This is a genomic window from Atopobium sp. oral taxon 416 (assembly GCF_018128285.1).
In the GTDB taxonomy this organism is placed as follows: Bacteria; Actinomycetota; Coriobacteriia; order Coriobacteriales; family Atopobiaceae; genus Olsenella_L.
In genome coordinates this window covers 497417-522794 of the sequence record NZ_CP072380.1, presented here as the reverse complement: position 1 = coordinate 522794, position 25378 = coordinate 497417, and the positions used below count along the sequence as shown (strand labels likewise).

The following is a 25378-nucleotide window of genomic DNA, read 5'->3' as shown; positions in this document are numbered from 1 at the left end:
TGCTCCTTCCTTTCACCACGCTTTGCTTTTCTATCCTTCATTCGCTCTTTGCAGATACGATTGGATAAAGCTTATTTGAGCGTCTTCAGCAGCGCCTCGACCTCAGGACGGGTTGCCAGCTTCGAGGAGAAGGCGCTTGCGGAACCCGTGCACAGACCCATCTTGAAGGCGGTCTCGTAGTCGCCCTTACTCTCTTCGAATCCCGTGATGAAGCCTGCGACCATCGAGTCGCCAGCGCCGACAGAGTTTACAACGCTGCCCTTCGGAGCTTCGCTCTTGAGGATGTCACCATTCTCTGCGACCAACACTGCGCCCTCGCCGGCCATAGAGATGAGCACGTTGCGGGCACCCTTCTCCTGGAGTCTCTTTGCGTAGGGTACGACGGAGTCACGGTCGTTGAGCTCAACATTGAAGATGGCGCCCAACTCGTGGTTGTTCGGCTTGATCAGGAACGGGTGGAACGGCAAAACGTTGACCAGTAGGTTACGCTCGGCATCGACGATCACGTTGATGCCGCGGCCGTCGAGCCTGCTTGTGATGCGCTCATAGATGTCACTCGGAAGCATCGAGGGGACGCTGCCGGCGATAACGAGGGTGTCGCCCTTCTGTATCGTATCAAGCTTCTGGTAGAGGGCCTCGATGTCCTCATCGGTAATCTTGGGGCCGATGCCGTTGATCTCGGTCTCTTCCTTGGCCTTGATCTTCATGTTGATGCGACTTCTGCCCTCTTTGACCTGGATGAAGTCGGTCTTGGCGCCGTAGTTGCCCATCATACGCTCGATCTCTTTACCCGTGAAGCCCGCGACAAAGCCGAGCGCAGTGGACTCGTGGCCGAGGTTGGAAAGGACGATGGAGACATTGATGCCTTTGCCGCCTGGCAGCATGTCCTCGTAGGTGACGCGGTTGATCTCACCTACCTGCATATTGTCGAGGCGAACAATATAGTCGATCGATGGGTTGAACGTGACAGTATAAATCATGTCTTTTCCTCCAAAGCCTCCCAGTTGTATCCAACAGTAACGCACCATATACGCCAATCGGCGCACAACTCCGCAGCCGTGCAGATATTAGCCCTTAAGCACGGTTTTGATGTTCTTAAACCGCTGAAATGCAGGGGGTACCTGCGTCGTGAGGACGGTCGCTTTCTCAAGGTCCCCAAACGAGACTGCAGCACAGTGACCGAATTTGCTCGGATCCGCTACCACATAGGGGCGCTCACAGTGCTCAAGCGAGATCCGCTTGACCATCGCTTCAGAGCAGTCAGGGGTGGTAAAACCTTGCGTCGCGTCGATCCCGTTGGAGCCCCAAAAGCCAAGGGTGAAATGGTAGCGCAGCAGGGTCTCCAACGCCTCCGGGCCCACGAGGGCTTCGGTTGCGCTCTTGAGCTCCCCACCGACAAGCACGACCTTCATGTTCTTCTCAGCGAGAGAAAGCGCATTGGTCACTGAATCGGTGACATAGCGTGCCTTTGTCCCATCGAGCGCTTCCACAATCAGGTGGGTCGTCGTCCCCGCATCCAGGTACACACAGTCGTTAGGGCCGACGAGTTTCGCGGCAAAGCGGGCAATCTCCTGCTTGTCATCCTTATGCAGGCCTACCCGCTCATCAAGCGTCAGATCTCTGAGTGCCTGCTCGTCATCGAGCGCAGTCGCCCCGCCGTGCACCTTTTCAAGCAGCCCCATGGAGGACAGCTCGCCCAGATCACGCCGGACGGTAGACTCTGAAACGCCCAGCTTGTCGGCGAGTTCGGAGACAGAGACCGTGCCCTCCTCTTTGAGGGAATGAAGGATTTCGTTTTGGCGTTGGCGCGCAATCATAGCGACCACCCCCACCATCCCATAAAAAACGCACTGACAAAGTCCAACACGGATGGCTTTTTGTGCATCACAGAGCCAACCGCCGTCACCGGTACCAGGGCAAAATGTGTACGCAAAGCCATGCCAACTCCCATCCATCGGATGAGCAACGTCCATTGGCTATATTCGACTACTTTTGCGCACTTTTGACAAGTATTTGGCGGTATTTTTTCAACCATTCACCGATTCTTTGCAAATTCGTGCAAATTATTTCAAGAATGAGCAAGTTATCTATTTGATGAGGGCATCGATAACGTCCATGGAGGCACTGAGATCGATACCGTTGTCGGTGTCTTCCACATCCTTGTTGCGCTCAACTAAGGTATGGACCGCATCCATCGCTTTCTGCGTGGCTACCGGGAGGCTGTCACCGTACATCGTAAGCCCCATGATCAGACTCGAGAAGATGTCACCGGTTCCCGGGAAATACTTTGGGACGACGTGGATCGGATAGGTAAAGTACTGCTCGCTCTCCGCGTCGTACCCCACCACCGAAGGCTGCTCTTCGACAATGCAGCTCGTGATCACCACTGAGCGGACGCCCTGAGAGCGCAGATTGTCCACGATCGAGTTAGCGTGAAGCTGGCTGAAGGAGTGCTTTGCCTTCGAAGGATCCCGGCTTGACAGCAGGCAAGCTTCCGTCACATTAGGGATCGCGTAGTCAGCGACCTCCATGATGCGCCGCGTTCTGTCGACCGCATACTTGGATACTCCGTCGTAGAGCGCCCCGTCATCCCCCATAATCGGGTCGACGTAGATGCGGGCACCTTCAATTCCCTTACGCTCGCAGAAATCAGCAATAATCTTGGACTCCTCGTCGGAGACCACAAAGCCGGAGAAGATAGCGTCAAACTGGAAGCCCATCGCGTCCCATGCGGCGAGGGCGTCGCGCACATAGAGAGTCGTATCCATCTGAGCTACTTTTTCCTTTGAGAAGGTCGAGCTCACGAGTGCGGTCGGCAACACCGACACCCTAAATCCCATCCGCTCCAGGATAGGGATTGAGGCTCCCAGAGAGATCGTTCCATAGCTGCAGTAATCTGAGATGAGCAAAATGCGCTGTTTCAAAACCAACCTTCCTTACGCGTGAAGAGGATGATGCACTATTCCCTATAACTTTTCAAGGTTAACGCATCTTTTTGGTCTTGGCATCCCACGGACCCCCGCATTGTACCCACAGCCACAAAAATCAAACGAAACGGCACAAGTTTATCGCCTTATTCGTGCTAGGCTGAACTGTGAAAGGCGTGCCGCGACTGACGGATAAAACGTGGGCTACCATGGGGAAACGGCACACTAAAACAAGCCGACCGTCTGGGCAATCTCTTGTACACAATACGATGAAGCTCAGAGGGGAATGTCTCTACGTGTCTTCGTTGCATTGTGTCGCACAACACAGAAAGGGAGACCATGCAGGACTTATGTGAGTTGCTTCGCGCCAACTCCTATCCGGGCCGCGGTATTGTGGTCGGATACAATCGCGTCTACTACTGGATCATGGGACGCAGCGTCAACAGCCGGAACCGTGTTTTTACCCTCACTGGTGACGGAATCAAGACTGAAGCCTACGACCCCTCAAAGCTCGAAGACCCCTCACTGATCATCTATCATCCAGTACGGACTATGGACGATGATCTCGTCGTTACGAACGGCAATCAAACGGACACGATCGTCGAGAAAAAGGACTTCGTCGCCGGCTGCCGGGCACGCCGCTTTGAGCCGGATGCGCCGAACTTCACCCCACGGATCTCTTCCATCCTGCACTCCGACGGCTCCTTTGCGATCTCTATCCTGAAGCATCAGGCAGGAGAGGCCGACCGCTGCGAGCGGCAGTTCTTCTTCTATGAGGGCGTCGATGCAGGTGAAGGCTACTTTATCAGCACCTACCAACACGACGGCGATCCTCTCCCGAGCTTTGCGGGAGAGCCTATCCACATCCGTATGGGCGAACCGAAAGAGGTCTGGGAAGCCCTCGATGAGGACAACAAAGTGAGCCTGTATGCCAATGTTGATGGCAACGTCACGCTGTTCAATGCCCACACGGGAGACTAGGAGACACGCATGAATTCACTCGAGCTTAAATATGGCTGCAACCCCAACCAAAAACCGTCCCGCATCTTTATGAAGGATGGCTCCGATCTGCCGGTCACAGTCTTGAACGGCAAACCCGGCTACATCAACTTCCTCGATGCCCTGAACTCCTGGCAGCTCGTAGGTGAGCTCAAAGCCGCAACCGGTCTGCCATCCGCAGCCTCCTTCAAGCACGTGAGCCCCGCCGGAGCCGCGGTCGGCCTACCCCTCTCTGAGACTGAAAAGAGGATCTACTTCGTCGACGAGGAGGGACCACTTACCCCGATCGCCTCTGCCTATATCCGCGCCCGCGGCGCGGACCGCATGAGCTCCTACGGCGACTGGGCTGCACTCTCTGAAGTCTGCGACAAGCGCACCGCCCAGTACCTCAAGCATGAAGTCTCAGATGGTATCATCGCCCCGGGCTACACCGATGAGGCACTGACCATCCTGAAACAGAAAAAGAGGGGCAACTACAACATCGTGCGGATTGATCCTTCCTACAAGCCTGCCCCAGTTGAGCAGAAGGATGTCTTCGGCATCACCTTTGAGCAGGGCCACAACACCTCAAAGATCGATGAGAACCTGCTTACCAATATCGTCACAAAGAACAGGGACCTGACCCCTGAAGCCAAGCGCGATATGATCGTCTCCCTCATCACGCTCAAGTACACGCAGTCCAACTCAGTGTGCTACGTGAAGAACGGACAGGCGATCGGCGTGGGCGCCGGACAACAGAGCCGCATCCACTGCACGCGTCTCGCAGGCAACAAGGCCGATACCTGGTACTTGCGTCAGCATCCGAAAGTGTTGGCGCTCCCCTTCGTCGACGACATCCGCCGCGCCAACCGCGACAATGTAATCGACATCTATATCTCAAACGAGCACGACGACGTGCTGCGTGACGGTGAGTGGCAGAAGTGGTTCACCGAAAAGCCTGAGGTACTGACCCAGGAAGAGAAGGAGGAGTGGGTGGCCACCCAGACCGGCGTCACGCTGGGCTCCGATGCCTTCTTCCCCTTCGGCGACAATATCGAGCGCGCCCACAAGTCGGGCGTCAGCTACGTCGCAGAGCCGGGTGGCTCTATTAGAGACGACAACGTGATTGAGACCTGCGACAAGTACAACATGGTCATGTGCTTCACCGGGCTGCGCCTGTTCCATCACTAATATATGGATGACCGATACCTACATTGAGGGGCGCAGTTCATCGGAACGGCGCCCCTCCTTGTCTCAATCTGAGTCGTTACGACTACTTCTTATAGGTGAGGACAGCTTCTCCTGCCTGAACTGTACCGGTCTTGATCTGATCGACAGACTTGAGATCGTCAGTGTTGGTGATGACCATAACGACTACATCGTCGTAACCGGCCTTCTTGATCTTATCGTCTGAGAAGGTCAGCAGTGCTTCGCCTGCCTCGACGTGGTCACCCTGCTTGGCGAACGCCGTAAAACCGTCACCTTTCATCTCAACGGTATCGACACCGACATGGATCAATACCTCAGCTCCGTCATCGCCTTTAATCGCGATCGCATGGAGGTTAGGAGCTCCGATAGCCGCAAGTTCGCCAGCCACCGGTGCGTACACAGTCTCGCCCGATGGCTTGATGCCGCAGCCTTTACCCATTACACCGCCGCTGAACACAGGGTCGGATACTTTCGCCAACTCGATCGCATCGCCATTTACTGGAGCCAGGACTTCTCCTGCAGCAGCGGATACGCTCAACGCTTCCGGGCGAGCAGGCTTAGACGCTTTTTTGAACCGATCAAAGAACCCCATGGCATTCACCCTACTCTCTTATGTGCGCCGTCTATACCACTGATCTCAGTGTAAACCAACTTTTCACAGTCTCAGCGATAAATGTGCCCAGGGATGGTGAAAATAGTTAACCAATCGTAAAGATAGGTCATTCGTTCTTCTTCCCTCCATGGCGGGCAGCCTCTTTCTTGGCAGCGCACTCCGGACAGAGGCCGTTAAAGATGGTCGTGTGCGAATAAACGGTCCACGGATAACCGCCTTTGGCCTTCGGTCTTAGGGCCGCCGTGGCCTGGGAGTCGAGAGTCGTGTCTTCTTTCAGCGGCACATCCCACACCCTTCCGCACTCAATGCAGATCACATGCGCATGGTTGTCGGTTCTCAGGTCAAAACGTTCCCCGCCAGGAGCTTTAATCGAGAGAATCAAACCTTCTTCCGCCAGAAGGTGAAGATTTCTATAGACGGTGGCACGACTCAGATGCTCATCCTTTTCATGCACAGAGATATAAACCTGCTCTGCAGTCGGATGATCGGTACGTGAACGGACCTCTTCGAGGACGAGCCGGCGCTGTCGCGTATTCCTTCTCTCAGTCAAAACGCTCACACTCCTTTCGGTCACTTAAAACGGTCACTTAAAACTAGGGAAACGATGATTAATCCCCAATGATGTGCTAGAAAGGGCCAGCCACGTGGCCTTTCGCGGCTGGCATAGGCATTAATCATCATTTCCCTAGGCGAGAATAGCGTTTCTCAGTACTAATAACATACCTCTCTAGAGAAATAATGCCATGCTTTTATTCCAGAAAAAATATTGCTTGACTAATTCTTTATTTTATCTATTATAATAATCATTCCTAATGAAAGAAGGGGCAGTTACAGAACCTCAGGTCAGAGGTACTGCTGCGACCCCAAACCTGAAGCACAAGGTGCCCCAGAGAAGAGAGGATTGAATTATGAAGTTTGTATGCCCAATCTGCGGTTATGTGGAAGAGATCGACGGAGACGAGCTTCCGGCCAACTTCAAGTGCCCCCAATGTGGCTGCCCTGGTGACAAGTTCACCAAGAAGGACGACAAAAACACCTGGGACTCCGAGCATGTGTTAGGCATCGGCAAGGCCAAGAACGTCCCGCAGGACATCGTTGATGACCTGCGCGCCAACTTCACCGGCGAGTGCTCTGAGGTCGGTATGTACCTCGCAATGAGTCGCGTCGCAATGCGCGAGGGTTACCCCGAGATCGGCCTGTACTACCGTCAGGCAGCCAGCGAGGAGGCAGATCACGCTTCCCGCTTCGCAGAACTGCTCGGTGAGGCGCTCACCAACTCCACCAAGAAGAACCTCGAGATGCGCGTTGAGGCCGAGAATGGCGCTACCAACGGCAAGACTGATCTGGCTAAACGTGCGAAGGCTGCAGGGCTTGACGCAATCCATGACACCGTCCACGAGATGGCTCGGGACGAGGCGCGCCACGGTCGTGCTTTTGAGGGTCTACTGAAGCGCTATTTCAACGAGTAAGCGCTCCTGACTACCTCCTCCATTCGGCCCTTTTAGAGCAAACGTGCCACAGCTGATTTGTTACAGTACATTATTTGTAGTTCCTCCCAGTACTAAAAAAATGTTACTGACTTACCATAATTCACTATTCCCTCATAAAACTGGGAACTGTTTTTGTTTCGATACTTGTTGCAATCTGCTCCATGGCCTGAGCGACGCTGTCTTGGTCACTAGGGCCGATATGCCACTTCACCCGGGAAGCGACAGTCTCATCCGCATTGGCTACCCCAACACTGTTCGTGACCGCATCGAGCATTGCAAGATCGTTCTCTGAGTCCCCAAAGCACACAGCCTGCTCATTGTCGATGCCCAGAGCCTCGATCAGAGTCTTGACGGCAGTCCCTTTGTCGCAGTCAGCCGGGCAGATATCGATCAGAGGGGCGATAAGCGAAGGCAGGACAAAGCTCAAGTCGGGGAAGGCTTCGCACAGTTGATCACGGACCTCGCAGCGGTGCTGGTAGTCCCCTTCGATGTGGACGTTGCACTTGATTACCCGCTCAGGTACCTTCGTGCTCACCTCCCCTTCTGATTCAGAGAAGATGACCGGGTGGCCATAGAGACGCTCAGGATGTTGTGTGATCAGGGTAGCCCCCTTATCTGCCGCCACGCCGTAGACACCGAGTGCTGCGTCCCCAAGCTCATCGAGATAGGAGACGACCTGCGTGAGCAGGTCCGAGTCGACAGGGACCTCGGCGAGCTTTTTGCCATTCAGGTAGACGATCTGTCCGTTGCAGAAGGCGCCAGTCTGGTAGAGCGACTCGTCGCCGCCCAACATCCACCCCATCGCCTTCGGTACCCTACCGGACACCGGACCGACGCAGGCCCCGTCATCGAGCAACGTATGCATCGCCTTTGCAGCGCGAGGTGAGATGCCGGGTGCACTATGGGGAATGAGTGTATCGTCCAGGTCAGTCAGCACAAGCTTGATCACAACTACCTCCGTTCAACACCGGTGAGATGCAGTTAGTCTCTTACACCCATTCTGATGCCTATTGGCACAGATTTGGAGGATATTGCCGCTTTAACAAAGACCACAAGAATACATTTGGGTATCATGCGTAGCAGTAACTATACGTATGTCCACATTCCTATGATACGCGGGCAACAGATGGGGATGTATCCATGGCTAAACAGGTAAAGATCATCCTACTGACCGGCTACCTCGGTGCCGGCAAGACCACGATCCTCAACCATATCCTCAACAACGAACAGGGGATTCGTGCGGCCGTCATCGTCAACGATATCGGCGAAGTCAACGTCGACGCAAGTCTGATCAGCTCCGGCGGGCTCTCCAAGGCTGACAAGCTGATCCCACTCACCAACGGCTGCATCTGCTGCACGCTCTCCGCGGACCTGCAGAAGCAGCTGGACTCGATCGCCCAGTCCAACGATTTCGATTACATCATTATCGAAGCCTCCGGCATCTGCGAGCCGATCCCCATCGCCTACACGATTTCGAGTTTCTGCGATGAGGCGACCGGTGCGGCCCCGCTTGCCCTCGACAATATCGTGGCAGTCGTCGACTGCGCCCGCATGTACGACGAGTTCGGCGGTGGCAAAGATCTGTTGCGCAAGGACATCGACGACGATGATATCGAGTCACTGCTGATTCAGCAGCTCGAGTTCTGTACCACGGTGGTGCTCAACAAGTCCGATCTCGTGACCCCGAAGCAGATCAAAGAGCTCAAAGCGATCGTCAGGGGATTGCAGAAGGATGCGAAGATCGTTGTGGCTGACCATGGCAACGTCCCGATGGGCGAGCTCTTAAACACCGGCCGCTTTGACTTCTCAAAGGCCTATACCTCTGCTGCCTGGCTCGATGCGATGGATCACCCCGAGGAGCATGAGAATCCGGAAGTCTTGGAGTACGGCATCTCCACCTTCATCTATCAGCGTCACCAGCCGGTGGACGTCGACAGGTTCAATGAGTACCTGCAGCAGTGGCCCTCCGCGATCATCCGCTGCAAGGGTGAGTTCTGGTGCGCGCAGGATCCCGATATGTCCTACATCTTTGAGCAGGCGGGTCATCAGGTTTCACTGACCGACAACGGGCTCTATGTAGCCTGCGCCCCGAAAGAGGAGCAGGAAGCCATGATCAAAGAGACCCCTGAGCTGCTCGATGACTGGGACCCCGTCACCGAAGACCGTGAGACCAAGCTCTGCTTCATCGGCCGCGATATGGACCAAGATGCAATCACCAAAGCCCTCGACGGTTGCCTGGTTGCCTGGACCCCCGAGGCCGACGAGGCGTAATCAGACATACATATTTATTGCTTAAGGAAGGGATTCTGTCATGTGTTACCGTGTGCAGCCACTCAGGTTGCCGCAGCTCCAGATGGCACTCGATCTGTATCGAAAGACCGGGCATGCTCGGGTCAAGCCGGCTCCAGATCCTCCGAAGGACGCCTATCCCGGCTCCAAACTGCCCTTGATTGCGCCGGGCGATGAGCAACAGCTGGTAGCGGTCGAGGACACCTGGGGCTTCCCCTCCCCTAAGCAACCGAGCCGCCGCATCTTCAATACCCGGCTCGATACCGCTCTGAAAGAGCAGCGGGGAGACTACGGGATGTGGGCCGACCCGATCTCACAGGGACGCTGCCTGATTCCGGTCCGCTCATTCTATGAAGCCTGGACCCGCCCCAGCAAAGAGCGGCCCTCTGCACACAGCCAGGTGCAATTCAGCCTGGCAGGCTTCAAGTTCTTCCTGCTTGCGGGCATCCGCCAGGATGGACTGTGCTCAATAATCACTACGACGCCGAACGCCGCCGTCAATCAGTTTCATAACCGCATGCCGCTCGTCTTGGGTCCCGGGGAGTCGAGTATCTGGTTGAGTCCCAACTTCGCGGATTTAGCCGACAGAAGCGGCATCAACCTTACCTATGCAGTAGAGAAGGAGTAATAGCCGTATGCGTATCGCAATAGTCACCGGAGCCTCTTCAGGCCTCGGGAGAGAGTATGCCCGTTGGATCGACGAGCACGGAAATGTCGATGAGATCTGGATCATCGCCCGCAGGGCTGAGCGCCTCGAAGAGCTCAAGAAGGAACTCAAGACGACAACTAAGCCACTCCCGCTCGACCTGACCGACACCCACTCCATCGACACCGTCGAGCATATGCTCAGAGAGAGCGCCGCCAAAGACCCTGCTTTCGATGTTTCGTTTCTGATCAATGCCGCCGGCTTCGGTAAGTTCGGTACCTATGCGGATATGACCCGGCAAGAGGTGGACTCGATGGTCGACCTCAACTGCCGCGCGCTCGTGGACTTGACACAGATTTCCCTTCCCTTCATGCACAAAGGGTCCCGCATCATCGAGGTTGCCTCGAGCGCTTCCTTCCAGCCACTGCAGGGGCTCAATGTCTATGCCGCCTCAAAGGTTTTCGTAAGGTTCTACACGAGAGCACTGCGGTTTGAGCTGATGGGGAAAGGCATCCACCTCACGGCGGTATGCCCCCTGTGGGTCAAAACTGAGTTCATCAAGGTCGCCCGCGAGACACAGAACGGACAGACCGTCAAGCACCCATGGCCCATGCTTAACCCCAAGCATGTGGTGAGCTGGTCCATGAAGATCAATGCAACCAACTACCCGATCGCAACCTGCTGTGTCCCGGCATTCCTGATGCGCATATGCGACAAGATCCTCCCCAACCCGGCGATCATGTGGATCTGGGAAGGACTCCGCAGGATTTAGATCAACCCGCAAACGTCGGAAAAAAATTCTTCGCTCTCTGGGGCATCTGGGTCACGAGGATCTCACTGTTCTGACCCACGATCGTGGTGATCGACCCGTTTGGCACCCGCATCGTCAGACTCGTGAGCAACCGCGACGTCTTTGTCATCTCGCTAAACTCCCTCAGAACTGAGCGCAGATACGCCCCATGCCCCACCACGAGGATGCTGTCCCCGCTGTGAGCTTGCTGGTACATCTTCTTGAAAGCTTTGCGGGCCCGTCTACGTACCTGCTCGCCGGTCTCTCCCCCGACTTCAGAGAAGTCCTGCTGCATAAAGCAGTGCACAAAGGCACGCCGATTCCTTTTGTAGGGTTTACCGTCCAGCTCCCCGAAATCAAACTCTGCCAGATTATCCATCTTCTTGATCGGGAGATCGAGGCTCTGGATGAGGCGCTTCGCAGAGGCAACCGCACGCGGCAGGGGCGAGCAATAGCAGGCAGCAAGCTTGATTTTGTTGAGCGCCTGAGCGGTTTCATCGAGAACCGGATAGGCTTGCGGGGCAAGCTCTGAGTCGACCCTTCCGCCTTGGATAATGTGATCCTTGTTGTACAGGGTTTCCCCGTGCCGGACGTAGTAAAACACGACTTTCTTGCTCATGGTCCACCTTTCCTAAAACAACTGGACTATATACCTAAATACGTGAGGTCTGCGCTGCTCTGCGCATCCTCACCACGGTTTCAAAAACCTGTGTCAGTCGCCGACACAATCCCTCGGCACGCCCATACGCTTGAATATAATATCGGGGAACATGTGAGAGGGGACGACTATGAAATACCAATGCAAGGTAACAGTACTTGACGCCAAATGCTTTCCTCAACTGCAGAAAAAGTATCTCGCCGATCCCAAGAGCGGACCGTGCCCCTGCTTCAAACCGGGGCAGGAATTCCTCTTCAAGCGCGACGAGGAGGACGATAGCTTCTACCACCTGGGCCGCCATACCCGTACGGATGGCGGCGATTTCCCCTGTGGTGAAGCCTGGGACTGCGTTTCACGCTACATCTACACAGCGCTGCAAGGCGGCTCCATCATGCACAGATGGACTAACGACGAGCGCGTTATGATCACCTGCTGCAACGATGGCACCCGTCCCGTCATCTTCAAGCTGGAGCGTATCGACATCCCTGAGAACGAGCAGGAAAAGGAAGGGTTGTCCCAACAGAATTTCAAGAATAGCGCCAATGACGCCTATACAGGCTGATAGCCTTATTGCCAACTCCATCTAACATCTTTTTTCAAAAGCAGGTACTATAATATGTGGGAGGTACGACAACTTCGACCAGTCAACAGCGCATCGACTACTTGCGTGAACGGGATTTCGTCTTGCAAAACTGATCGGTCACTTTGGATACATCAAGGATGCATCGACCGTGATGGATTTCTCAACCTGGTCGGCTCCACTATCGAGCAAATTCTCTCTACCAAAGTCGCAACCATGATAGAGAAACGGCTGAAAACGCTCTGTGGCGGCGAAATCACGCCGGAAACACTCAGCGCGCACTCCCCTGAGGAAATTAAGACAATCGGGGTGTCCATGCGTAAGGCCAAGAATCTGAATTACTTGGCGGCCCATGTGACCAACGAGGATCTGAACACCTTGACAGGCAAAGATGATAAAGAAGTCTACACGTGGCTCACCGCACTGCCGGACATCGATGAGTGGACCGTGCACATGTTCATGATCTTCCATCTGAACCGCCTGGACATTTTGCCGGTAAGTGACCTTACCTTCCGCAAATCATTTGACCCTGTTAGACCACTGTGGATATAGGGAAGCGAAAAGATGTCACGGGGTCACCCTACAATCGGGTTCGACTAAGAAACCGACCTGAAGAAGGCCCCGTATGCTCGACATGATACGACAACTAGCAAAGTAGCTGACCTACGAGGAGAAGGTCGCACTTATCGCCGATCTCAAGCGCATGATAGCCGAGAAGCTAACATCGCAGGCCGACAAGTCCGCCACATGCCCACACTGCGGATGCCCTGAGTTCACCAGGCGCGGGCACGACGGCGTCTACCAGACCACCCAGAGAGGCTACGTGGGCATGCCGACTGCGTTCCCTAAGTACTGGGAGCAGGCGATATGACCTCATATCCACAACGGTCTAACAGAGTCAACCATTTGAGTGGCTCTATGGTGCTTCAATGACCGACGAAAAGGTACAGCTTGTCGTCTGCGATCTCTGGAATCCCTACAGCTCCTACGCTTCCCGCTATCTCTACCATGCCCTCGACGATGGGCCGATCGACGCAGGCGACGTGAAAGAGCAATTGGGCCTTTAACCACATCAGGCAGCAGTTTTCTGCTGCCTGATTTCATGGATGTATTTATATTGACAGCTCTCTCAGAAACTACAGCTCACAGACATTGGTGGGTCTCCCTGCCAGATAGTTCTGTACATTGTCGAACTCGATCTGGGCTCTTCTCTCCAGCCCCTCTTTCGTGAGGAACCCAACGTGCGGTGTGAGCACCAGATTCGGCGCATGCAGCAGCGGATAGTCAGCAGGCAGGGGTGGCTCCACATCGAAGACATCGACGCCGGCACCCGCGAGTTTCCCACTCCTTAGCGCGTATGCCAACGCTTCGTTATCGACGATTGCACCACGGGCACAGTTGATAAAGACCGCGCCATCCTTCATCTGAGCAAACTGAGCCGCACCAAAGCTCTTCTTTGTCTGATCATTGAGCGGCAGGTGCAGCGACACGATATCGCTCTGCTTCAGGAGCTCCTCTTCTGAAACAAAAGTGACTCCTGCATCGATCGCGGTTTGAGAAGTATGGCGCGCATACCCGAGCACTGTTGCGCCGAACGCAGTAAAGAGTTTGGCAACCGCGCTGCCGATGTGACCGGTCCCGATCAGACCTACCGTCTTGCCGGTGATCTCCTGCCCAACAAGCCCTGCAGAGGTCTTCCCCATACGGGCTGCGGTATCTCCCAACAGCACTTTGCGCAGAACATCGAGCGTGAGCCCTACGGTGAGCTCTGCCACACTCGTGTCAGAGTACCCAGCACAGTTGCTCACGACAACATGCTGCTTCCTACAGGCGTTGAGCCCCACGTGATCGATCCCAGTGAAAGCGACTGCGATGTATTTCAGCTGTGGGAGTTGGGTGATCACAGAATCAGGTAGCGGGTTGTTTGCGATCATTACGATCTCAGCACCACGGGCACGCGATACCAATTCATCCTCATCACTAGTTTTATCCGGATAAGCAATAAATTCGTTGCCGTCATCCTTCAACGGTTGTGCCAGCTCATTGAGTTTCTCTTCTGAGATGCCGAGCGGTTCCAAAAGTACAATACGCATGAGATTGTGCCTCCTTGAGTGTGCGCCCTTCCCTAAAGAGCTCCACCACCTACGCTATTCCCACCACACGTGTGTCCTGACTGTCCCCGATCAAAATCCATGATCGCCAAGCATACGGATCGCGCCAGATCACACGAGGTGACACAGCCGTCCATCAAACAGACGAGAGAAAGCCATACGCGCATGCCCTACTTTGTCGAGGTATCTGTGGGATCGTGATGCTCTCCCCGGCAGTGGTCAAGGCCTTCATTCCCCCGTCTTTAGCGTTTAGCACCACGATTCTTCAGGACCCGGGACATGGCCCGGAACCGCAAAAGCCAGCCCTGAGCTGGCTTTTTTCATGCCTGTATGCTTGATCCGGAAATCGCTCCCTGATAGAATATATACATGGTGCTATGGTGCTTTACGTTGACAGGGAGGCTGCGATGGCCTACTTCCTCAAGCAGACGCGCAACAAGAAGGGGCTTTATCTCCAGATCTACGAGAGCCACTGGGACCCCGAGCGAAGGCATACCGCGCACAGGTCCGTGAAGGCGCTGGGCTATGCCGACGCGCTGATGGAGAAGGGCATCGCCGATCCCGTCTCCCATTACAAGCGCGAGGTGGCCCGCATGAATGCCGAGCGCAAGGCCGGCATGGAGAGGGAGAGGGTGCGGGAGATCTCCGATGTCCCGGCGACGAGGCATCTCGGCCACTTCGCCCTGAAGGCGGAGGACACGGCGCTTGTAGCTGCAGGCGACATGGCCCTGCTCCAGACCCCCTCGGGCTTGCGCTTCTCGCTGCACGATCTCCTCTCCTCGCTCGTCTATGCGAGGGCCGTCGCCCCCTGCTCGAAGCTCAGGACATTCGAGGGCGTGCTGCCCCAGATGGAGGGCATCGATGCGCAGTTCACGCTGGACCAGCTCTGAGACGGGCTCGCCTATCTGGGCGATGAGTACGACAAGGTCGTCGAGATCTACAATGCGCACGTGGAGGAGGCCTTCGGCCACGACATGTCCTTGGCCTACTTCGATTGCACGAACTTCTACTTCGAGATCGACCGCAAGGACGATTTCAGGAGGAAGGGGCCCTCCAAGGAGCACAGGCCAAAGCCGACAGTCGCGATAGGGCTTCTCCTCGACGCCAACTGCATCCCGGTGGCGATGAGCCTGTTTCCCGGCAACGAGAGCGAGAAGCCGCAGCTGGGGAGATGCATCGCCCAGATGAAGGAGAGGGGCTCCATATCCGGCAGGACCGTGAGGGTCGCCGACAAGGGGCTCAGCTGCGCAGCCAACATCGCGGAGGCGGTGCTTGCAGGGGACGGCTACATATTCTCGAAGTCGGTGAAGGCGCTCCCTGCCAAGGAGCGCACGTGGGCGCTCTCGGGAGATGGCTGGACGGACGTCGCCGACGGGAAGGGCGAGACATCGTTTCGCTACAAGATGGCGGACGGCGACTTCGAGTACACGGTAGAGGGAGAGGACGGAAGGAAGAGGAAGGTCGAGCTCCTAGAGAGGCGCGTCGTCACGTACAGCCCCTCGCTTGCCAGGAAGCAGAAATACGAGATAGACCGGCAGGTGGAGAAGGCGAGGTCGCTTAAGGCGGCAGCGGCGAAGAGGTCCGAGTACGGCGACAGCGCGAAGTATGTCACCTTCTCCCCCGTCGACGGCGAGGGCGAGGTCAGGGAGGACATGAAGGTCGCGGCCACGCTCAACCACGAGGCGATAAGGAAGGCCAGGGCCCTTGCCGGCTACAACATGATCGTGACCTCGAAGACCACGATGGACCCCCGCGCCATATACAGCACCTACCACAGGCTCTGGAGGATCGAGGAGAGCTTCAGGGTGATGAAGTCCAAGCTCGATGCGAGGCCTGTCTACCTTCAGAGGCAGAGCACGATCACGGGCCACTTCCTCGTGTGCTACATCGCCGTGCTGCTCATGAGGCTCCTGCAGATGAAGGTGCTGGGAGATAGCTTCTCCTCCAAGGACATCATGGGGCTCTGTCGCGGCCTCGATGTGTGCCGCACCTCCGACAGGAGGTATGCCAACATATCCAGGAGAAGCCCCATCATCGAGGAGCTGGCGTCAAGGACAGGGCCTCCGCTGCTTCACTTTAACCTCACCGAGGGCGACGTGAAGGCGATCTCCTCCTGCACGCTCTCCATGCTCCGCGGCGAAGGGAAAGGCCCCTCTGCCGGCAGGAAGCGCGGCTGAGGGGCCTCATAGCACCATATCGGGGATCGAAAAACCAAAGTCCGGTGAGATGCCGAGCGGTTCCAAAAGTACAATACGCATGAGATTGTGCCTCCTTGAGTGTGCGCCCTTCCCTAAAGGGCTCCACCACCTACGCTATTCCCACCACACGTGTGTCCTGACTGTCCCCGATCAAAATCCATGATCGCCAAGCATACGGATCGCGCCAGATCACACGAGGCGACACAGCCGTCCATCAAACAGACGAGAGAAAGCCACACTAGCATGCCCTCTTTGTCGAGGTATCTGTGGGATCGTGATGCTCTCCCCGGCAGTGGTCAAGGCCTTCATTCCAGGTATCGGCCGCCATATCGATTCGCTCCACCTTGAAGATAACCGGGCGTATTCCGTCATTGCAGGATACGATAACTATACCTCCAGGATAGGACAAGACTTATGGGCAAGATTGTCATCGTTGGCGCCAACCATGCAGGAACGGCTGCAGCCAATGCGATTCTCGATAGCCATCCCAGAGACGAGGTCACTATTCTCGATGAGAACACGAACATCAGCTCCCCCGGCGGCGACATGGCCCTCTGGATCGGCAAACAGATCTTGAAGCCTGATGGCCTACTCTACCAGACTGCCAATGACTTCAGAGCTAAGGGTGCTACGATCCACATGGAGATCCATGTGGAGTCCATCGACTACGACAACAAGGTCGTCCACGCCGTTGAGAGCGACGGGGACTTTTTCGGCGAGTCCTACGACAAGCTCATCTTCGCAACCGGATCCCTCCCGGCGCTCCCCAAGTTCCCAGGTTGCAACCTCGAGAATATCTAGAAAGTGAAGCTATTCCAGGATGCCCAAGCCGCCACCAACAAGCTCGACGAGGTGGCATCAAGAACGCTGGCGTAGTCGTCACGGTATCAATCTCGCCTTCGGTGAGAACGGCAAGGTCGCCCTTGTCGTCACCGACAAGGGCACTTATCCTGCGGACATCGTGACACTCTGCGTCAACTTCAAGCCCAACAGCGCGCTCTATGAGGACGCCGACTTCACGGTGCCGCCGAACAGGGCGCTCGTTGTCAACCATCATCAGGAGACCTCAAAGCCAGGTGTCTACGCAATCGGCAACTGCTCTTCCTGCTTCGACAACGCAAAAGACGGCGAGCGCGCCTACATCGCTCTGGCCACCCACGCAGCCTGTTCCGGCATGGGCCACAGCGGCGGCAGACACCGCGCTCGAGAATCTAGGTGAGAACGACTCCTCCGGCATCTGCATCTACGACTTCAAGATGGTCTCCACCGGCTTGGCCCAGGGCGCGGGACGTGGCGGACTACAACGCGGTGATCTCCGACTACACCAAGGTCCAGAAGGCTACCTTCATCGAGACCTCGAACCTGGAGTTCACAGTCCGCATCGTCTACGCCGCGACGACGAGACGTCTTCTGGGTGCGCAGGTAGCGTCAACGTACGACATGCCCGCAGACATCCATATGTTCTCACTGGTGCCCCAGGAGCATCTCACCATCGATAGACGGGCGCTCACGGATATCTTCTTCCTGCCGCCCTTCAATCAGCCCTATAACTACTATAGGATGGTATCGTATCAGGCAGTGTTGAAGGGTTAGCCCCCAACTCGACACCTTCCATGTGTACCCCATCTGCAGGCGCAGGAGCTCTTCGGTTCCCGCGCCTGTTCTCTTGTGGTGGTCTGGGTTCTCTTCAGGTGTTGTGCTGAGCCCCGAGGTTCACAACTCAACGCAACGATTAGCTGCCCTACAGTACCTGCGCCTGAGCTTCATCCTCTCTCGCTTCAGCGACCGCCTGCTGATAGTCTTCTCCCCACACGTTGAGCGTGTCGAGCACGGGGCGCAGTGCGTAGCCCGGATCAGTAAGCTCATACTCCACCCGAAAAGAGACTTCCGGATAACACCGTGCGGGTCAACAGCCCCCCATCGCACGCAGGCTCTGCGTCGAGACCTTCTGGAAGATCTTCTCGACCGCTTTCTTGAGCTCCCCGAAGCGCATCTTGCCGTTCAGGAGCTCCCAGATGATCAGGACGCGCCAACGCTTTGAGATAAGCGTAAGCGTGGTCTCGACTGAGCAGGCCAAGAGCTTCTCTGGCAGGAATTTCGGCGCCGGTTTTGGCACTAAGGCGAATCTGTGCGCGGTCTGTGAAGAGGATTCTCTTATACCTACCTCATCAGTTTCTTTTAGATATTTACAGCGCTCTATTGTGCCTACTTCTGTTTGTATGCCTTTGAGGGCAAACTATCAATTAGCTCAAAAGAGCACAGCAAACAGAGAGGAGGCACGCTACGCAGTTGTAGCAGCGAACGACAAAGCGGGAAGACTGGACATCCGTCAAGCGCGGACACGATGCGACCGCGCTTATCCGCCGCGAGAGTAAGACGCAGGCACAGCACGCCCTGCAGAAGGATCTCTTCGATCTGACGACCAATGACCTCAAGGGCTTCGACGTGATCGTCGGCGCCTTCGGCGAGAGGACCCCCGAGACCCTGTCGCAGCACCAGATCCCCCTCAAGCACCTTACAGATATCCTTTCTGGTGCCAATGTCCACCTTATCGTTGTCGGCGACGCCGGCAGTCTCTATGTGGATGGCGCACTGACCAAATAGCTCGCAGACAGCCCTGACTTCCCAAACACCTTCAAGCCGCTGGTAACCAATATGGCGAAGACGCTGGCTGAGCTGCACAAGCGCACCGACGTCAAGTGGACCCACATCTCCCCGACTGCAGACTTCCAGGCTGACGGCAAGCGTCCCGGCTCCTATCAGCTCGGCGGCGAGAAGGTTCCATACAATGCAGCGAGCAAGTCCCAGATCAGCTATGCGGACTATGCAATCACGGTGGTCGACGAGGCTGAGCACACCGATGGTGCCTCCATCCAGAAGCGCATCTTTGCCGTAGAGAAGTAAGGCTTTTCTCTCGTCGAAGGCCTGAGCCAGCGGCATAGCGACAGGCCAGGTGGTCGCCGTGTAGTGTGCTGAGTCCTGAGAGCTGGCCATATTTGGTTTCTCTCCCCAAATTCTGCACGCCCCTGTCGTAATCGCGTCGCCCAAGTGAGGCACTTGATATACTGAGAGGAACTGAAAGGAGCTTTCGGGCAATCAGACCTTAAATAATCTCGAAGGAGGGCATATGAGTCAGAAGAAGGACCCCAAGGACACCTGCGTACTCGTTACCGGCGGAGCAGGCTTTATCGGCAGTCACACGGTGGTAGAGCTGCTCAACAATGACTACACGGTCGTAATCGTCGACGACCTCTCCAATGCATCGGAAAAAGTCATCGACCGCATCGATCAGATTGTCGGACCGGACAAGGCAAAGAACCTGACCTTCTATAAGGCAGACTGCAATGACCGCAACGCAATGAATCGGATCTTCGATGAAAACCCAATCGAGCGCGTCATCCACTTTGCAGGATTCAAGGCAGTCGGTGAGTCCGTGCAGAAGCCGATTGAGTACTACTCCAACAACCTCGGCAACACCCTGGTACTCGTCGATACGATGCGCAAGCACGGCTGCAAGGACATCATCTTCTCAAGCTCCGCAACCGTCTACGGGGTGCCTGACAAGCTTCCCCTGACCGAGAAGTCCCCTAAGAAGCCTGCAACCAACCCGTACGGTTGGACCAAGTGGATGATCGAGCAGATCCTGACCGACCTCCACACCGCAGACCCCGAGTGGAACGTCGTGTTGCTCCGGTACTTCAACCCGATCGGTGCCCATCCTTCAGGACTCATGGGTGAGGATCCGAAAGGCATTCCCAACAACCTGCTCCCCTATGTCGCACAGACCGCCATCGGCCTGCGTCCGTACGTCCATGTCTACGGCGACGACTATGACACCCCAGACGGCACTGGCGTGCGCGACTACATCCACGTCTGCGACCTCGGCACCGGCCATGTGGCAGCGCTCAGATGGATGAACGGCCGTACCGGCGTTGAGATCTTCAACCTGGGTACCGGCAGGGGCACCTCAGTCCTCGAGATCATCAAGGCCTTCAGCAAGGCCTGTGGCCACGATATCCCCTACAAGATCGAGGGACGCCGCGCCGGCGACGTCGCTGCCAACTACGCTGACTGCTCAAAAGCTAAACGTGAGATGGGCTGGACCGCCAGGTACAACATCGACGATATGTGCCGCGACAGCTGGAACTGGCAGTCTAAGAATCCGAATGGCTATGGAGACTAGCTGTGGGATCAGAAAGTGAACCGTTTGTAGCCTACCTGGCTCAGAAACGTCCCCTGATCGAAGACTATCTCGAGACCCATGCCGCAATCCCCAACTCTGAGGACCGCACCGCCTCAGATATGAACCGCTACGCGTATGGTCCGCTGCGCCGCTTCACCGCAAGCGGCGGCAAGCGGACCCGCCCCGCGCTGGTACTGCTCGGCTGTGAGGCCGTCGGTGGAAAGGACGAGCAGGCGCTCTCCTGCGCACAGGCGCTGGAGTACTTCCAGTCCGCCGCCCTCATCCACGACGATATCGCCGACAAAGGGCAGATCCGCCGCGGTGAGCCCTGCACCTATCTCACCGAGGGCGTGGGTGTCGCAATCAATGTGGGCGATCTCGGGATCGTGCGCACCTTTGCGGGCGTGATCGAGGACGACAGCCTCCCGACGGAGACCAAGCTCGACGCCCTGCGCTATCTCGCGACCATGGAGGAGTGCACAGTGCAGGGTCAGGCACTCGATCTGGGCTGGGTCCGCGATGGGCGCTGGGACCTCACCTGCGAAGATTATCTGAGCATGGCGAGGCATAAGACTGCCTACTACTCTGCCGCTACCCCGTTGGCGTTGGGGGCCCTGATCGGACAGGGCACAGCAGAACAGATCGAGACGCTCCACGGATTCGGCCTGGACGCCGGCCTTGCCTTCCAGCTGCAGGATGACCTTTTGAACCTCGTGGGGGATGAGGAGTCCCAAGGCAAAGACTTCAGAAGCGACCTCACCGAAGGCAAGCGGACGCTCGCGGTCGTGTGGGCACTCTCCCACCTCGACGAGCAGCACAAGCAGGAACTGATTGGGCTGCTCTCCTCCCATACCACCGACCCCAAAGAACTCAACCGTGCCTTCGATCTGATCGAAGGCGTGGGCGCCATCGACGCGGTGCGCAACTATGCGCTCAAGCTCGTTCACTCCGCACAGAACCGCTTGGAAGGCGTACACTTTGAGGGGAATACCCGTGACATTTTGGTGGCAATGACCAACTACTTCATCAGCCGACGCGCATGATTTACGTTAGCCATATGCAACGACCTTGTTGATTTGTATGCGGACAGCCACCCCATTCCAGCCTTGATATGCGAGGTGTCTTTAAGAACTATGAAAGAAAATAAAATGGACCCGATTCTTGAGGGCATGAAAGGCGTCGCCGTCGAAGACATTCAGGACCGTCTCACCCATCTGCACTACGAGATTGACAAGAAGGAGCGAGACAGCAAGTACTTTGGCCCCTCAACCGCCAACGCGATTGTGAAATTCAGAGTGGAGCACAATCTGCCCGTCGGGCAGGAGGTGGATAAGGACACCTGGATCACGCTCGTCGATGAGTGCTATGAGATGGGCGACCGTACCCTCTATCTGCGCCTGCCGAACTTCCATGGCAACGACGTGCGAGAGCTCCAGAATGCCCTCAACATCCTCGGCTTCTCTTGCGGCGAGGCGGGTGGCTACTACGATGCACACACTGAAGCGGCAGTGAAATCCTTTCAGGAGAGCGTGGGCCAACTCGCTGACGGCATGGCCTTCCCGGAGACCTTTGACGCAATCGAGCGCCTCCACCATGTCTGGGCCGGCAAGCCGGCCGCGGGCCCCCATCCGATGGGCGCTATCGGCTATGCCCGCGCCGCTAATGTGTTGGAGAGCGTACATATCGCGATCACCGGTGATGACCCGATCAGCAGAAATGTGGCAGGCCGTATCTTCAACCTCGCCAGCGCCACCGCCAACGACTCCGGCTTGGAGCTCGTAGATGACCCGGACCACGTTTCAAAAGACTGCCAGGCAATCTTCATGATTAGCTCAAAACCGCTTCCGGAAAACTCCACCAATGTGCCGAATATTGTGCTCGATGATATCGACACGCTGGGTAGACGTATCCACACTGCGCTTGCTTCCTCCGTCGAGAAACAGCCGCTCTTGCGCGTTGAACTGCCAGTGGGAGACCACTACAATGGCACCTTTACCACGAGCGATGCGCAGACCTTAGCGGTCTTTCTGCTTGACGCGATTTGCTCTGCCTTTGCCCAAAATGGTTGAACCCTGGTGTAGCGCAAGAGAGGTACCTTTGCTACACTAAGGAAGCGCTGAAATTCTTCTTCAGTTGATACAGTGGTGCATCGTCCAATGGCTAGGACTCGGGTTTTTGGTGCCCGCAATAGGGGTTCGAATCCCTTTGCACCAGCCACTGTAGGCCCAAGGCTCCGCCCTCCTTTAGGGGACGGGGCCTTTTCGCGTTTCACAGCTACGTCGTTAGCCGCGAGCCCTAGCATTATTGCTACTATCGCAATCCCTATCGATATCTAGCTCCTACCTAAGAGAGCTCCCGCCAGCGCAAGGCCAGCGGGAGTGAAAGGCGACAGTGGGAGGCCTTATCAGCTGAAGGGGGTTATCTCGTTATTGTTTCTCATCTAGGCGCTCGTACACGTCGATGAAATCCTGGGCGACAACCCTGAAGGTTTCAGCTTCCATCAGCTGATCCTCCGCGTGCACCAAGATGAGTGAGAAAGCAACGTTCTTGTTGTCGATTGCAGACTGCCGGAGAAGCTTCAGGTGGGCGGAGTGGCCTTTGTTGAACTCCTTGGTGCCGCTCTCGATCATCGCCCGAGCACCCTTGATATCGCCCCTCTTTGCCGTCTGGATAGCTTCGATGTAGTGGGACTTTGCGGAACCCACGGTGGCGATAATCTGGACTGCTATCTCCTGGATTTTCTCGAGGTCCTCATCTTCTGTGACCATATCACACCTTTCTGCGCGGTTGCGCGAATTCATCGGTAGGCGTTACTCACCCATGAGCTTCATTGCGTCAGCAAGGATCTTCTTAGCGTTCATGCGGCCGTAGTCGGTCATTGCGATCACTGCTACCGGCTTACCTTTGGCAGCCTCGACGGCATCTTTTTTCGCGTAGGCGATCTGAGGTCCCAAGAGCAGACAATCTGCATTGTCGATCCGCTCGAGTGCCTTGTTGAGTGGGCCGGCCTTGATCTCGACATCTAATCCCTGTGCCTTGACTTCCTTCTGCATCTTCTGGACGAGCAGGCTGGTGGACATACCGGCATTGCAGGCAAGTATAATCGTTTTCATGATTAATCTCCTTTTTTGAAGGTTCCGGCAGGACCCTGCTAGGACCTATTGTGTATGTCTTGCGTTAGCGCAGTGAAACTGCACTGGTCAGTTCAGTTTAGACTTCCTCATCGGCAAGCTCTGCCTGCTTGGCCTGAGCGCGCTCAGAGACCCTCATGAACGGCAAGTAGATAAGCATACCGAGAGCGACCTCGATGGCCTGCCAGATGATTGCGACGACACCGGCGGAGCCACCACCGACGGCCAGGAACCCGGAGATGAAGACCGGGGTCGTCCAAGGAACCATAACCACACAGGGGGCAAGGATGCCGGCAGCAGTCAAGAAGTAGGTGAGGCCGATAAAGAGGTCAGGAACAAGCACGAACGGGATGATCAGGGGCAGGTTGTAGACGATCGGGTAGCCATAGATGACCGGCTCATTGATGTTGAAGATGCTCGGGAGCAGTGCCAGCTTGGTGACGTCCTTGGAAGCCTTGCTCTTGGAGAACAGCAAGGTGTCGAGCAGGAGCATCAGGGTGCAGCCGGAGCCACCGATCAGAGCAAAGGTATTCACGATCTGCATGTTCATGTAGTGATCGGGCGGGATCGGCTGGCCGGCCGCAAACATAGCCATGTTCTCAGTGATGAGGATGGTGAGGATCGGCTCAGCCAAGACACCAGAGATCGTGGACTGGTGGACGCCCAAGCAGAAGAGCAGGTTAGCCAGGGTGTAGACGAGAATGATATACCAAGGACCGGCGTTTGCGAAGCCCTTGAGCGGCTCTGCGACAGCGGTGTTGATGATGGTCATAAGATCCGTCTGCCATAAGCCGTGCAGGATTGCCGCGCCGAGTGCGAAGATCGCAAGCGTGATCAGCATTGGGAACATCGTATTGAAAGAGTCACCGACCGCAGGTGGAATCCCCTCACCCAAGCTCACCTGAAGCTTCTTATTCTCAGAGAGTTTAATAAACAGAGTCGTGGAAAGCAGGCCGACAATGATAGCGCCGAAGAGGCCATTAGTGCCGGTATAGGTCTTGGAGAAGACACCGGAAACGGTGTCAGAGTCAACCTCAGTGAGCTCGTAGCCCTCAGGGATATCGAGGTTCTTTTCGATGTCCTCACGGGACACGGTGTAGGGTTCAGAGAGTGAGTCGTTCGGATCGGAATAGGAAAGCTCGGTAAAGTCTTGGATGGTCACTGCAGCGCCACTGATGGTCTGGGGCATGATGATGCAGAGCGCGGCGATGCTCACGACGACGCAGGCGATCGCGTTCTCAAAGCGCTTGTTCTTGGCTAAGCAGTAGCCCAAGATGCCAGCAAGCACGACCGTCGCGATATTGAGCGAGCCCTGAGTGATTGCAGTACCCCAGTACTGGGCGTTGAGCAGGACATCCCCACGTAGGAACAGCGGGAGCACGACATTGTTGATAAGGACTGCGATGCCCGCCAGAATGTAGATCGGCATGACGGTGGCGAATGCGTCGCGCAGGCTCCTTAGGTGAACCTGGTTACCGATCTTTGCGGAGAATTCCGCAAAGCTATCGAGAAATGACTTCTTCTCGGCACTATCCTCGGCCATGGTACCTCCCCCTTCAGCTAGTTCTTTCGAAT

The 25378-nt window shown here is 56.0% G+C and carries 31 protein-coding genes, 1 tRNA gene, 1 pseudogene and 1 riboswitch; of the genes and pseudogenes, 21 read left to right on the top strand and 12 right to left on the bottom strand.

Going from position 1 to position 25378, the window contains the following annotated elements; all coding sequences use genetic code 11:
• Nucleotides 1-71 precede the first annotated feature (71 nt).
• The 3 genes from pfkB to J4859_RS02830 all read right to left on the bottom strand — a co-directional run bounded on the left by pfkB (nucleotide 72) and on the right by J4859_RS02830 (nucleotide 2924).
• A complete protein-coding gene (pfkB, locus tag J4859_RS02840; protein ID WP_212332632.1) occupies nucleotides 72-980 on the bottom strand; it encodes a 1-phosphofructokinase in 909 nt (302 codons plus the stop codon).
• 87 nt (nucleotides 981-1067) lie between these two features.
• Nucleotides 1068-1817: a DeoR/GlpR family DNA-binding transcription regulator gene (locus tag J4859_RS02835; protein WP_212332630.1), complete on the bottom strand. Its 750-nt coding sequence runs from the start codon at nucleotides 1815-1817 to the stop codon at nucleotides 1068-1070.
• 270 nt (nucleotides 1818-2087) lie between these two features.
• Nucleotides 2088-2924 carry a bifunctional hydroxymethylpyrimidine kinase/phosphomethylpyrimidine kinase gene (locus tag J4859_RS02830; protein WP_212332628.1) on the bottom strand — a complete coding sequence of 279 codons (837 nt, stop codon included), beginning with the start codon at nucleotides 2922-2924 and terminating at the stop codon, nucleotides 2088-2090.
• Between the two features lie 174 nt (nucleotides 2925-3098).
• A riboswitch (ZMP/ZTP riboswitch) is annotated at nucleotides 3099-3183 on the top strand.
• Nucleotides 3184-3266: 83 nt separating this feature from the next.
• Between J4859_RS02830 and J4859_RS02825 the strand changes: the two genes are divergently transcribed.
• Nucleotides 3267-3908 carry an IMP cyclohydrolase gene (locus J4859_RS02825; protein WP_212332627.1) on the top strand — a complete coding sequence of 214 codons (642 nt, stop codon included), beginning with the start codon at nucleotides 3267-3269 and terminating at the stop codon, nucleotides 3906-3908.
• 9 nt (nucleotides 3909-3917) lie between these two features.
• A complete protein-coding gene (locus J4859_RS02820; protein WP_212332625.1) occupies nucleotides 3918-5096 on the top strand; it encodes a phosphoribosylaminoimidazolecarboxamide formyltransferase in 1179 nt (392 codons plus the stop codon).
• Nucleotides 5097-5178: 82 nt separating this feature from the next.
• Here J4859_RS02820 and J4859_RS02815 read toward each other — a convergent pair whose 3' ends face one another.
• Nucleotides 5179-5706: a PTS glucose transporter subunit IIA gene (locus J4859_RS02815; RefSeq protein ID WP_212332623.1), complete on the bottom strand. Its 528-nt coding sequence runs from the start codon at nucleotides 5704-5706 to the stop codon at nucleotides 5179-5181.
• A gap of 127 nt (nucleotides 5707-5833) precedes the next feature.
• Nucleotides 5834-6277: a Fur family transcriptional regulator gene (locus J4859_RS02810; RefSeq protein WP_212332621.1), complete on the bottom strand. Its 444-nt coding sequence runs from the start codon at nucleotides 6275-6277 to the stop codon at nucleotides 5834-5836.
• A 355-nt stretch (nucleotides 6278-6632) separates the two neighbouring features.
• Here J4859_RS02810 and J4859_RS02805 point away from each other — a divergent pair, with 355 nt between their 5' ends.
• Complete coding sequence (locus J4859_RS02805) at nucleotides 6633-7196, top strand: ferritin family protein (protein ID WP_212335090.1); 564 nt, start codon at nucleotides 6633-6635, stop codon at nucleotides 7194-7196.
• Between the two features lie 124 nt (nucleotides 7197-7320).
• Here the strand turns inward: J4859_RS02805 and J4859_RS02800 are convergent, their stop codons facing one another.
• Entirely contained in the window at nucleotides 7321-8166 is an 846-nt protein-coding gene (locus J4859_RS02800; RefSeq protein ID WP_212332619.1) for an HAD family hydrolase, read from the bottom strand.
• A 191-nt stretch (nucleotides 8167-8357) separates the two neighbouring features.
• On the opposite strand from J4859_RS02800, the gene J4859_RS02795 reads away from it, so the two are divergent.
• From J4859_RS02795 to J4859_RS02785, 3 genes are read left to right on the top strand one after another with little or no spacing between them, the layout of a single operon-like run.
• Nucleotides 8358-9488 carry a GTP-binding protein gene (locus tag J4859_RS02795; RefSeq protein WP_212332617.1) on the top strand — a complete coding sequence of 377 codons (1131 nt, stop codon included), beginning with the start codon at nucleotides 8358-8360 and terminating at the stop codon, nucleotides 9486-9488.
• Nucleotides 9489-9528: 40 nt separating this feature from the next.
• A complete protein-coding gene (locus J4859_RS02790; RefSeq protein ID WP_212332615.1) occupies nucleotides 9529-10134 on the top strand; it encodes an SOS response-associated peptidase family protein in 606 nt (201 codons plus the stop codon).
• Nucleotides 10135-10141: 7 nt separating this feature from the next.
• Nucleotides 10142-10924: an SDR family oxidoreductase gene (locus J4859_RS02785; RefSeq protein WP_212332607.1), complete on the top strand. Its 783-nt coding sequence runs from the start codon at nucleotides 10142-10144 to the stop codon at nucleotides 10922-10924.
• Between the two features lies 1 nt (nucleotide 10925).
• On the opposite strand, the gene J4859_RS02780 is transcribed toward J4859_RS02785, so the two are convergent.
• Nucleotides 10926-11561 (bottom strand): histidine phosphatase family protein, encoded by a 636-nt coding sequence (locus J4859_RS02780; protein WP_212332605.1) that lies wholly within the window; start codon nucleotides 11559-11561, stop codon nucleotides 10926-10928.
• Nucleotides 11562-11730: 169 nt separating this feature from the next.
• Between J4859_RS02780 and J4859_RS02775 the strand changes: the two genes are divergently transcribed.
• The 4 genes from J4859_RS02775 (at nucleotide 11731) to J4859_RS02760 (ending at nucleotide 13247) form a co-directional block, all read left to right on the top strand.
• Nucleotides 11731-12162 carry a TIGR04076 family protein gene (locus J4859_RS02775; protein ID WP_212332604.1) on the top strand — a complete coding sequence of 144 codons (432 nt, stop codon included), beginning with the start codon at nucleotides 11731-11733 and terminating at the stop codon, nucleotides 12160-12162.
• A gap of 105 nt (nucleotides 12163-12267) precedes the next feature.
• Nucleotides 12268-12732, top strand: coding sequence for a DNA-3-methyladenine glycosylase (locus J4859_RS02770; RefSeq protein WP_212332603.1), 465 nt, complete (start codon nucleotides 12268-12270; stop codon nucleotides 12730-12732).
• Between the two features lie 151 nt (nucleotides 12733-12883).
• Nucleotides 12884-13051 (top strand): hypothetical protein, encoded by a 168-nt coding sequence (locus tag J4859_RS02765; protein WP_212332602.1) that lies wholly within the window; start codon nucleotides 12884-12886, stop codon nucleotides 13049-13051.
• A gap of 58 nt (nucleotides 13052-13109) precedes the next feature.
• The gene (locus tag J4859_RS02760) at nucleotides 13110-13247 is read left to right on the top strand and encodes a hypothetical protein (RefSeq protein ID WP_212332601.1); all 138 of its coding nucleotides are present in this window, start codon (nucleotides 13110-13112) and stop codon (nucleotides 13245-13247) included.
• A 69-nt stretch (nucleotides 13248-13316) separates the two neighbouring features.
• Here J4859_RS02760 and J4859_RS02755 read toward each other — a convergent pair whose 3' ends face one another.
• Nucleotides 13317-14273 carry a 2-hydroxyacid dehydrogenase gene (locus tag J4859_RS02755; protein ID WP_212332600.1) on the bottom strand — a complete coding sequence of 319 codons (957 nt, stop codon included), beginning with the start codon at nucleotides 14271-14273 and terminating at the stop codon, nucleotides 13317-13319.
• Nucleotides 14274-14698: 425 nt separating this feature from the next.
• On the opposite strand from J4859_RS02755, the gene J4859_RS02750 reads away from it, so the two are divergent.
• The 5 genes from J4859_RS02750 (at nucleotide 14699) to J4859_RS02730 (ending at nucleotide 18082) form a co-directional block, all read left to right on the top strand.
• Nucleotides 14699-15181: a hypothetical protein gene (locus J4859_RS02750; RefSeq protein WP_212332599.1), complete on the top strand. Its 483-nt coding sequence runs from the start codon at nucleotides 14699-14701 to the stop codon at nucleotides 15179-15181.
• A gap of 60 nt (nucleotides 15182-15241) precedes the next feature.
• Nucleotides 15242-16468 carry an IS1634 family transposase gene (locus J4859_RS02745; protein ID WP_212332598.1) on the top strand — a complete coding sequence of 409 codons (1227 nt, stop codon included), beginning with the start codon at nucleotides 15242-15244 and terminating at the stop codon, nucleotides 16466-16468.
• A gap of 435 nt (nucleotides 16469-16903) precedes the next feature.
• Complete coding sequence (locus J4859_RS02740) at nucleotides 16904-17290, top strand: FAD/NAD(P)-binding oxidoreductase (RefSeq protein WP_212332596.1); 387 nt, start codon at nucleotides 16904-16906, stop codon at nucleotides 17288-17290.
• A 19-nt stretch (nucleotides 17291-17309) separates the two neighbouring features.
• The gene (locus J4859_RS02735) at nucleotides 17310-17708 is read left to right on the top strand and encodes an FAD/NAD(P)-binding oxidoreductase (protein ID WP_212332594.1); all 399 of its coding nucleotides are present in this window, start codon (nucleotides 17310-17312) and stop codon (nucleotides 17706-17708) included.
• A 71-nt stretch (nucleotides 17709-17779) separates the two neighbouring features.
• Nucleotides 17780-18082, top strand: a complete 303-nt coding sequence (locus J4859_RS02730; protein WP_212332593.1) for a hypothetical protein — start codon at nucleotides 17780-17782, stop codon at nucleotides 18080-18082.
• A 148-nt stretch (nucleotides 18083-18230) separates the two neighbouring features.
• Here the strand turns inward: J4859_RS02730 and J4859_RS02725 are convergent.
• A pseudogene (locus J4859_RS02725) lies at nucleotides 18231-18605 on the bottom strand (winged helix-turn-helix transcriptional regulator).
• Between the two features lie 329 nt (nucleotides 18606-18934).
• Here J4859_RS02725 and J4859_RS02720 point away from each other — a divergent pair.
• From J4859_RS02720 to J4859_RS02695, 6 genes are all read left to right on the top strand, one after another.
• Nucleotides 18935-19093, top strand: coding sequence for a hypothetical protein (locus J4859_RS02720; RefSeq protein WP_212332592.1), 159 nt, complete (start codon nucleotides 18935-18937; stop codon nucleotides 19091-19093).
• Between the two features lie 51 nt (nucleotides 19094-19144).
• On the top strand, nucleotides 19145-19393 hold the full coding sequence (locus tag J4859_RS02715; protein ID WP_212332591.1) for a hypothetical protein: 249 nt from the start codon (nucleotides 19145-19147) through the stop codon (nucleotides 19391-19393).
• A gap of 223 nt (nucleotides 19394-19616) precedes the next feature.
• Nucleotides 19617-20672, top strand: coding sequence for a UDP-glucose 4-epimerase GalE (galE, locus tag J4859_RS02710; protein WP_212332590.1), 1056 nt, complete (start codon nucleotides 19617-19619; stop codon nucleotides 20670-20672).
• A 2-nt stretch (nucleotides 20673-20674) separates the two neighbouring features.
• The gene (locus J4859_RS02705; protein WP_212332589.1) at nucleotides 20675-21715 is read left to right on the top strand and encodes a polyprenyl synthetase family protein; all 1041 of its coding nucleotides are present in this window, start codon (nucleotides 20675-20677) and stop codon (nucleotides 21713-21715) included.
• A gap of 90 nt (nucleotides 21716-21805) precedes the next feature.
• On the top strand, nucleotides 21806-22741 hold the full coding sequence (locus J4859_RS02700; RefSeq protein ID WP_371812158.1) for a peptidoglycan-binding protein: 936 nt from the start codon (nucleotides 21806-21808) through the stop codon (nucleotides 22739-22741).
• A 73-nt stretch (nucleotides 22742-22814) separates the two neighbouring features.
• Nucleotides 22815-22889 (top strand) — tRNA-Gln (locus J4859_RS02695).
• A 209-nt stretch (nucleotides 22890-23098) separates the two neighbouring features.
• Here the strand turns inward: J4859_RS02695 and J4859_RS02690 are convergent.
• From J4859_RS02690 to J4859_RS02680, 3 genes are all read right to left on the bottom strand, one after another.
• A complete protein-coding gene (locus tag J4859_RS02690) occupies nucleotides 23099-23440 on the bottom strand; it encodes a PTS lactose/cellobiose transporter subunit IIA (protein ID WP_212332588.1) in 342 nt (113 codons plus the stop codon).
• A gap of 42 nt (nucleotides 23441-23482) precedes the next feature.
• Complete coding sequence (locus tag J4859_RS02685) at nucleotides 23483-23785, bottom strand: PTS sugar transporter subunit IIB (RefSeq protein ID WP_212332586.1); 303 nt, start codon at nucleotides 23783-23785, stop codon at nucleotides 23483-23485.
• Between the two features lie 97 nt (nucleotides 23786-23882).
• Nucleotides 23883-25346 (bottom strand): PTS sugar transporter subunit IIC, encoded by a 1464-nt coding sequence (locus J4859_RS02680; protein ID WP_212332584.1) that lies wholly within the window; start codon nucleotides 25344-25346, stop codon nucleotides 23883-23885.
• Between the last annotated feature and the right edge of the window lie 32 nt (nucleotides 25347-25378).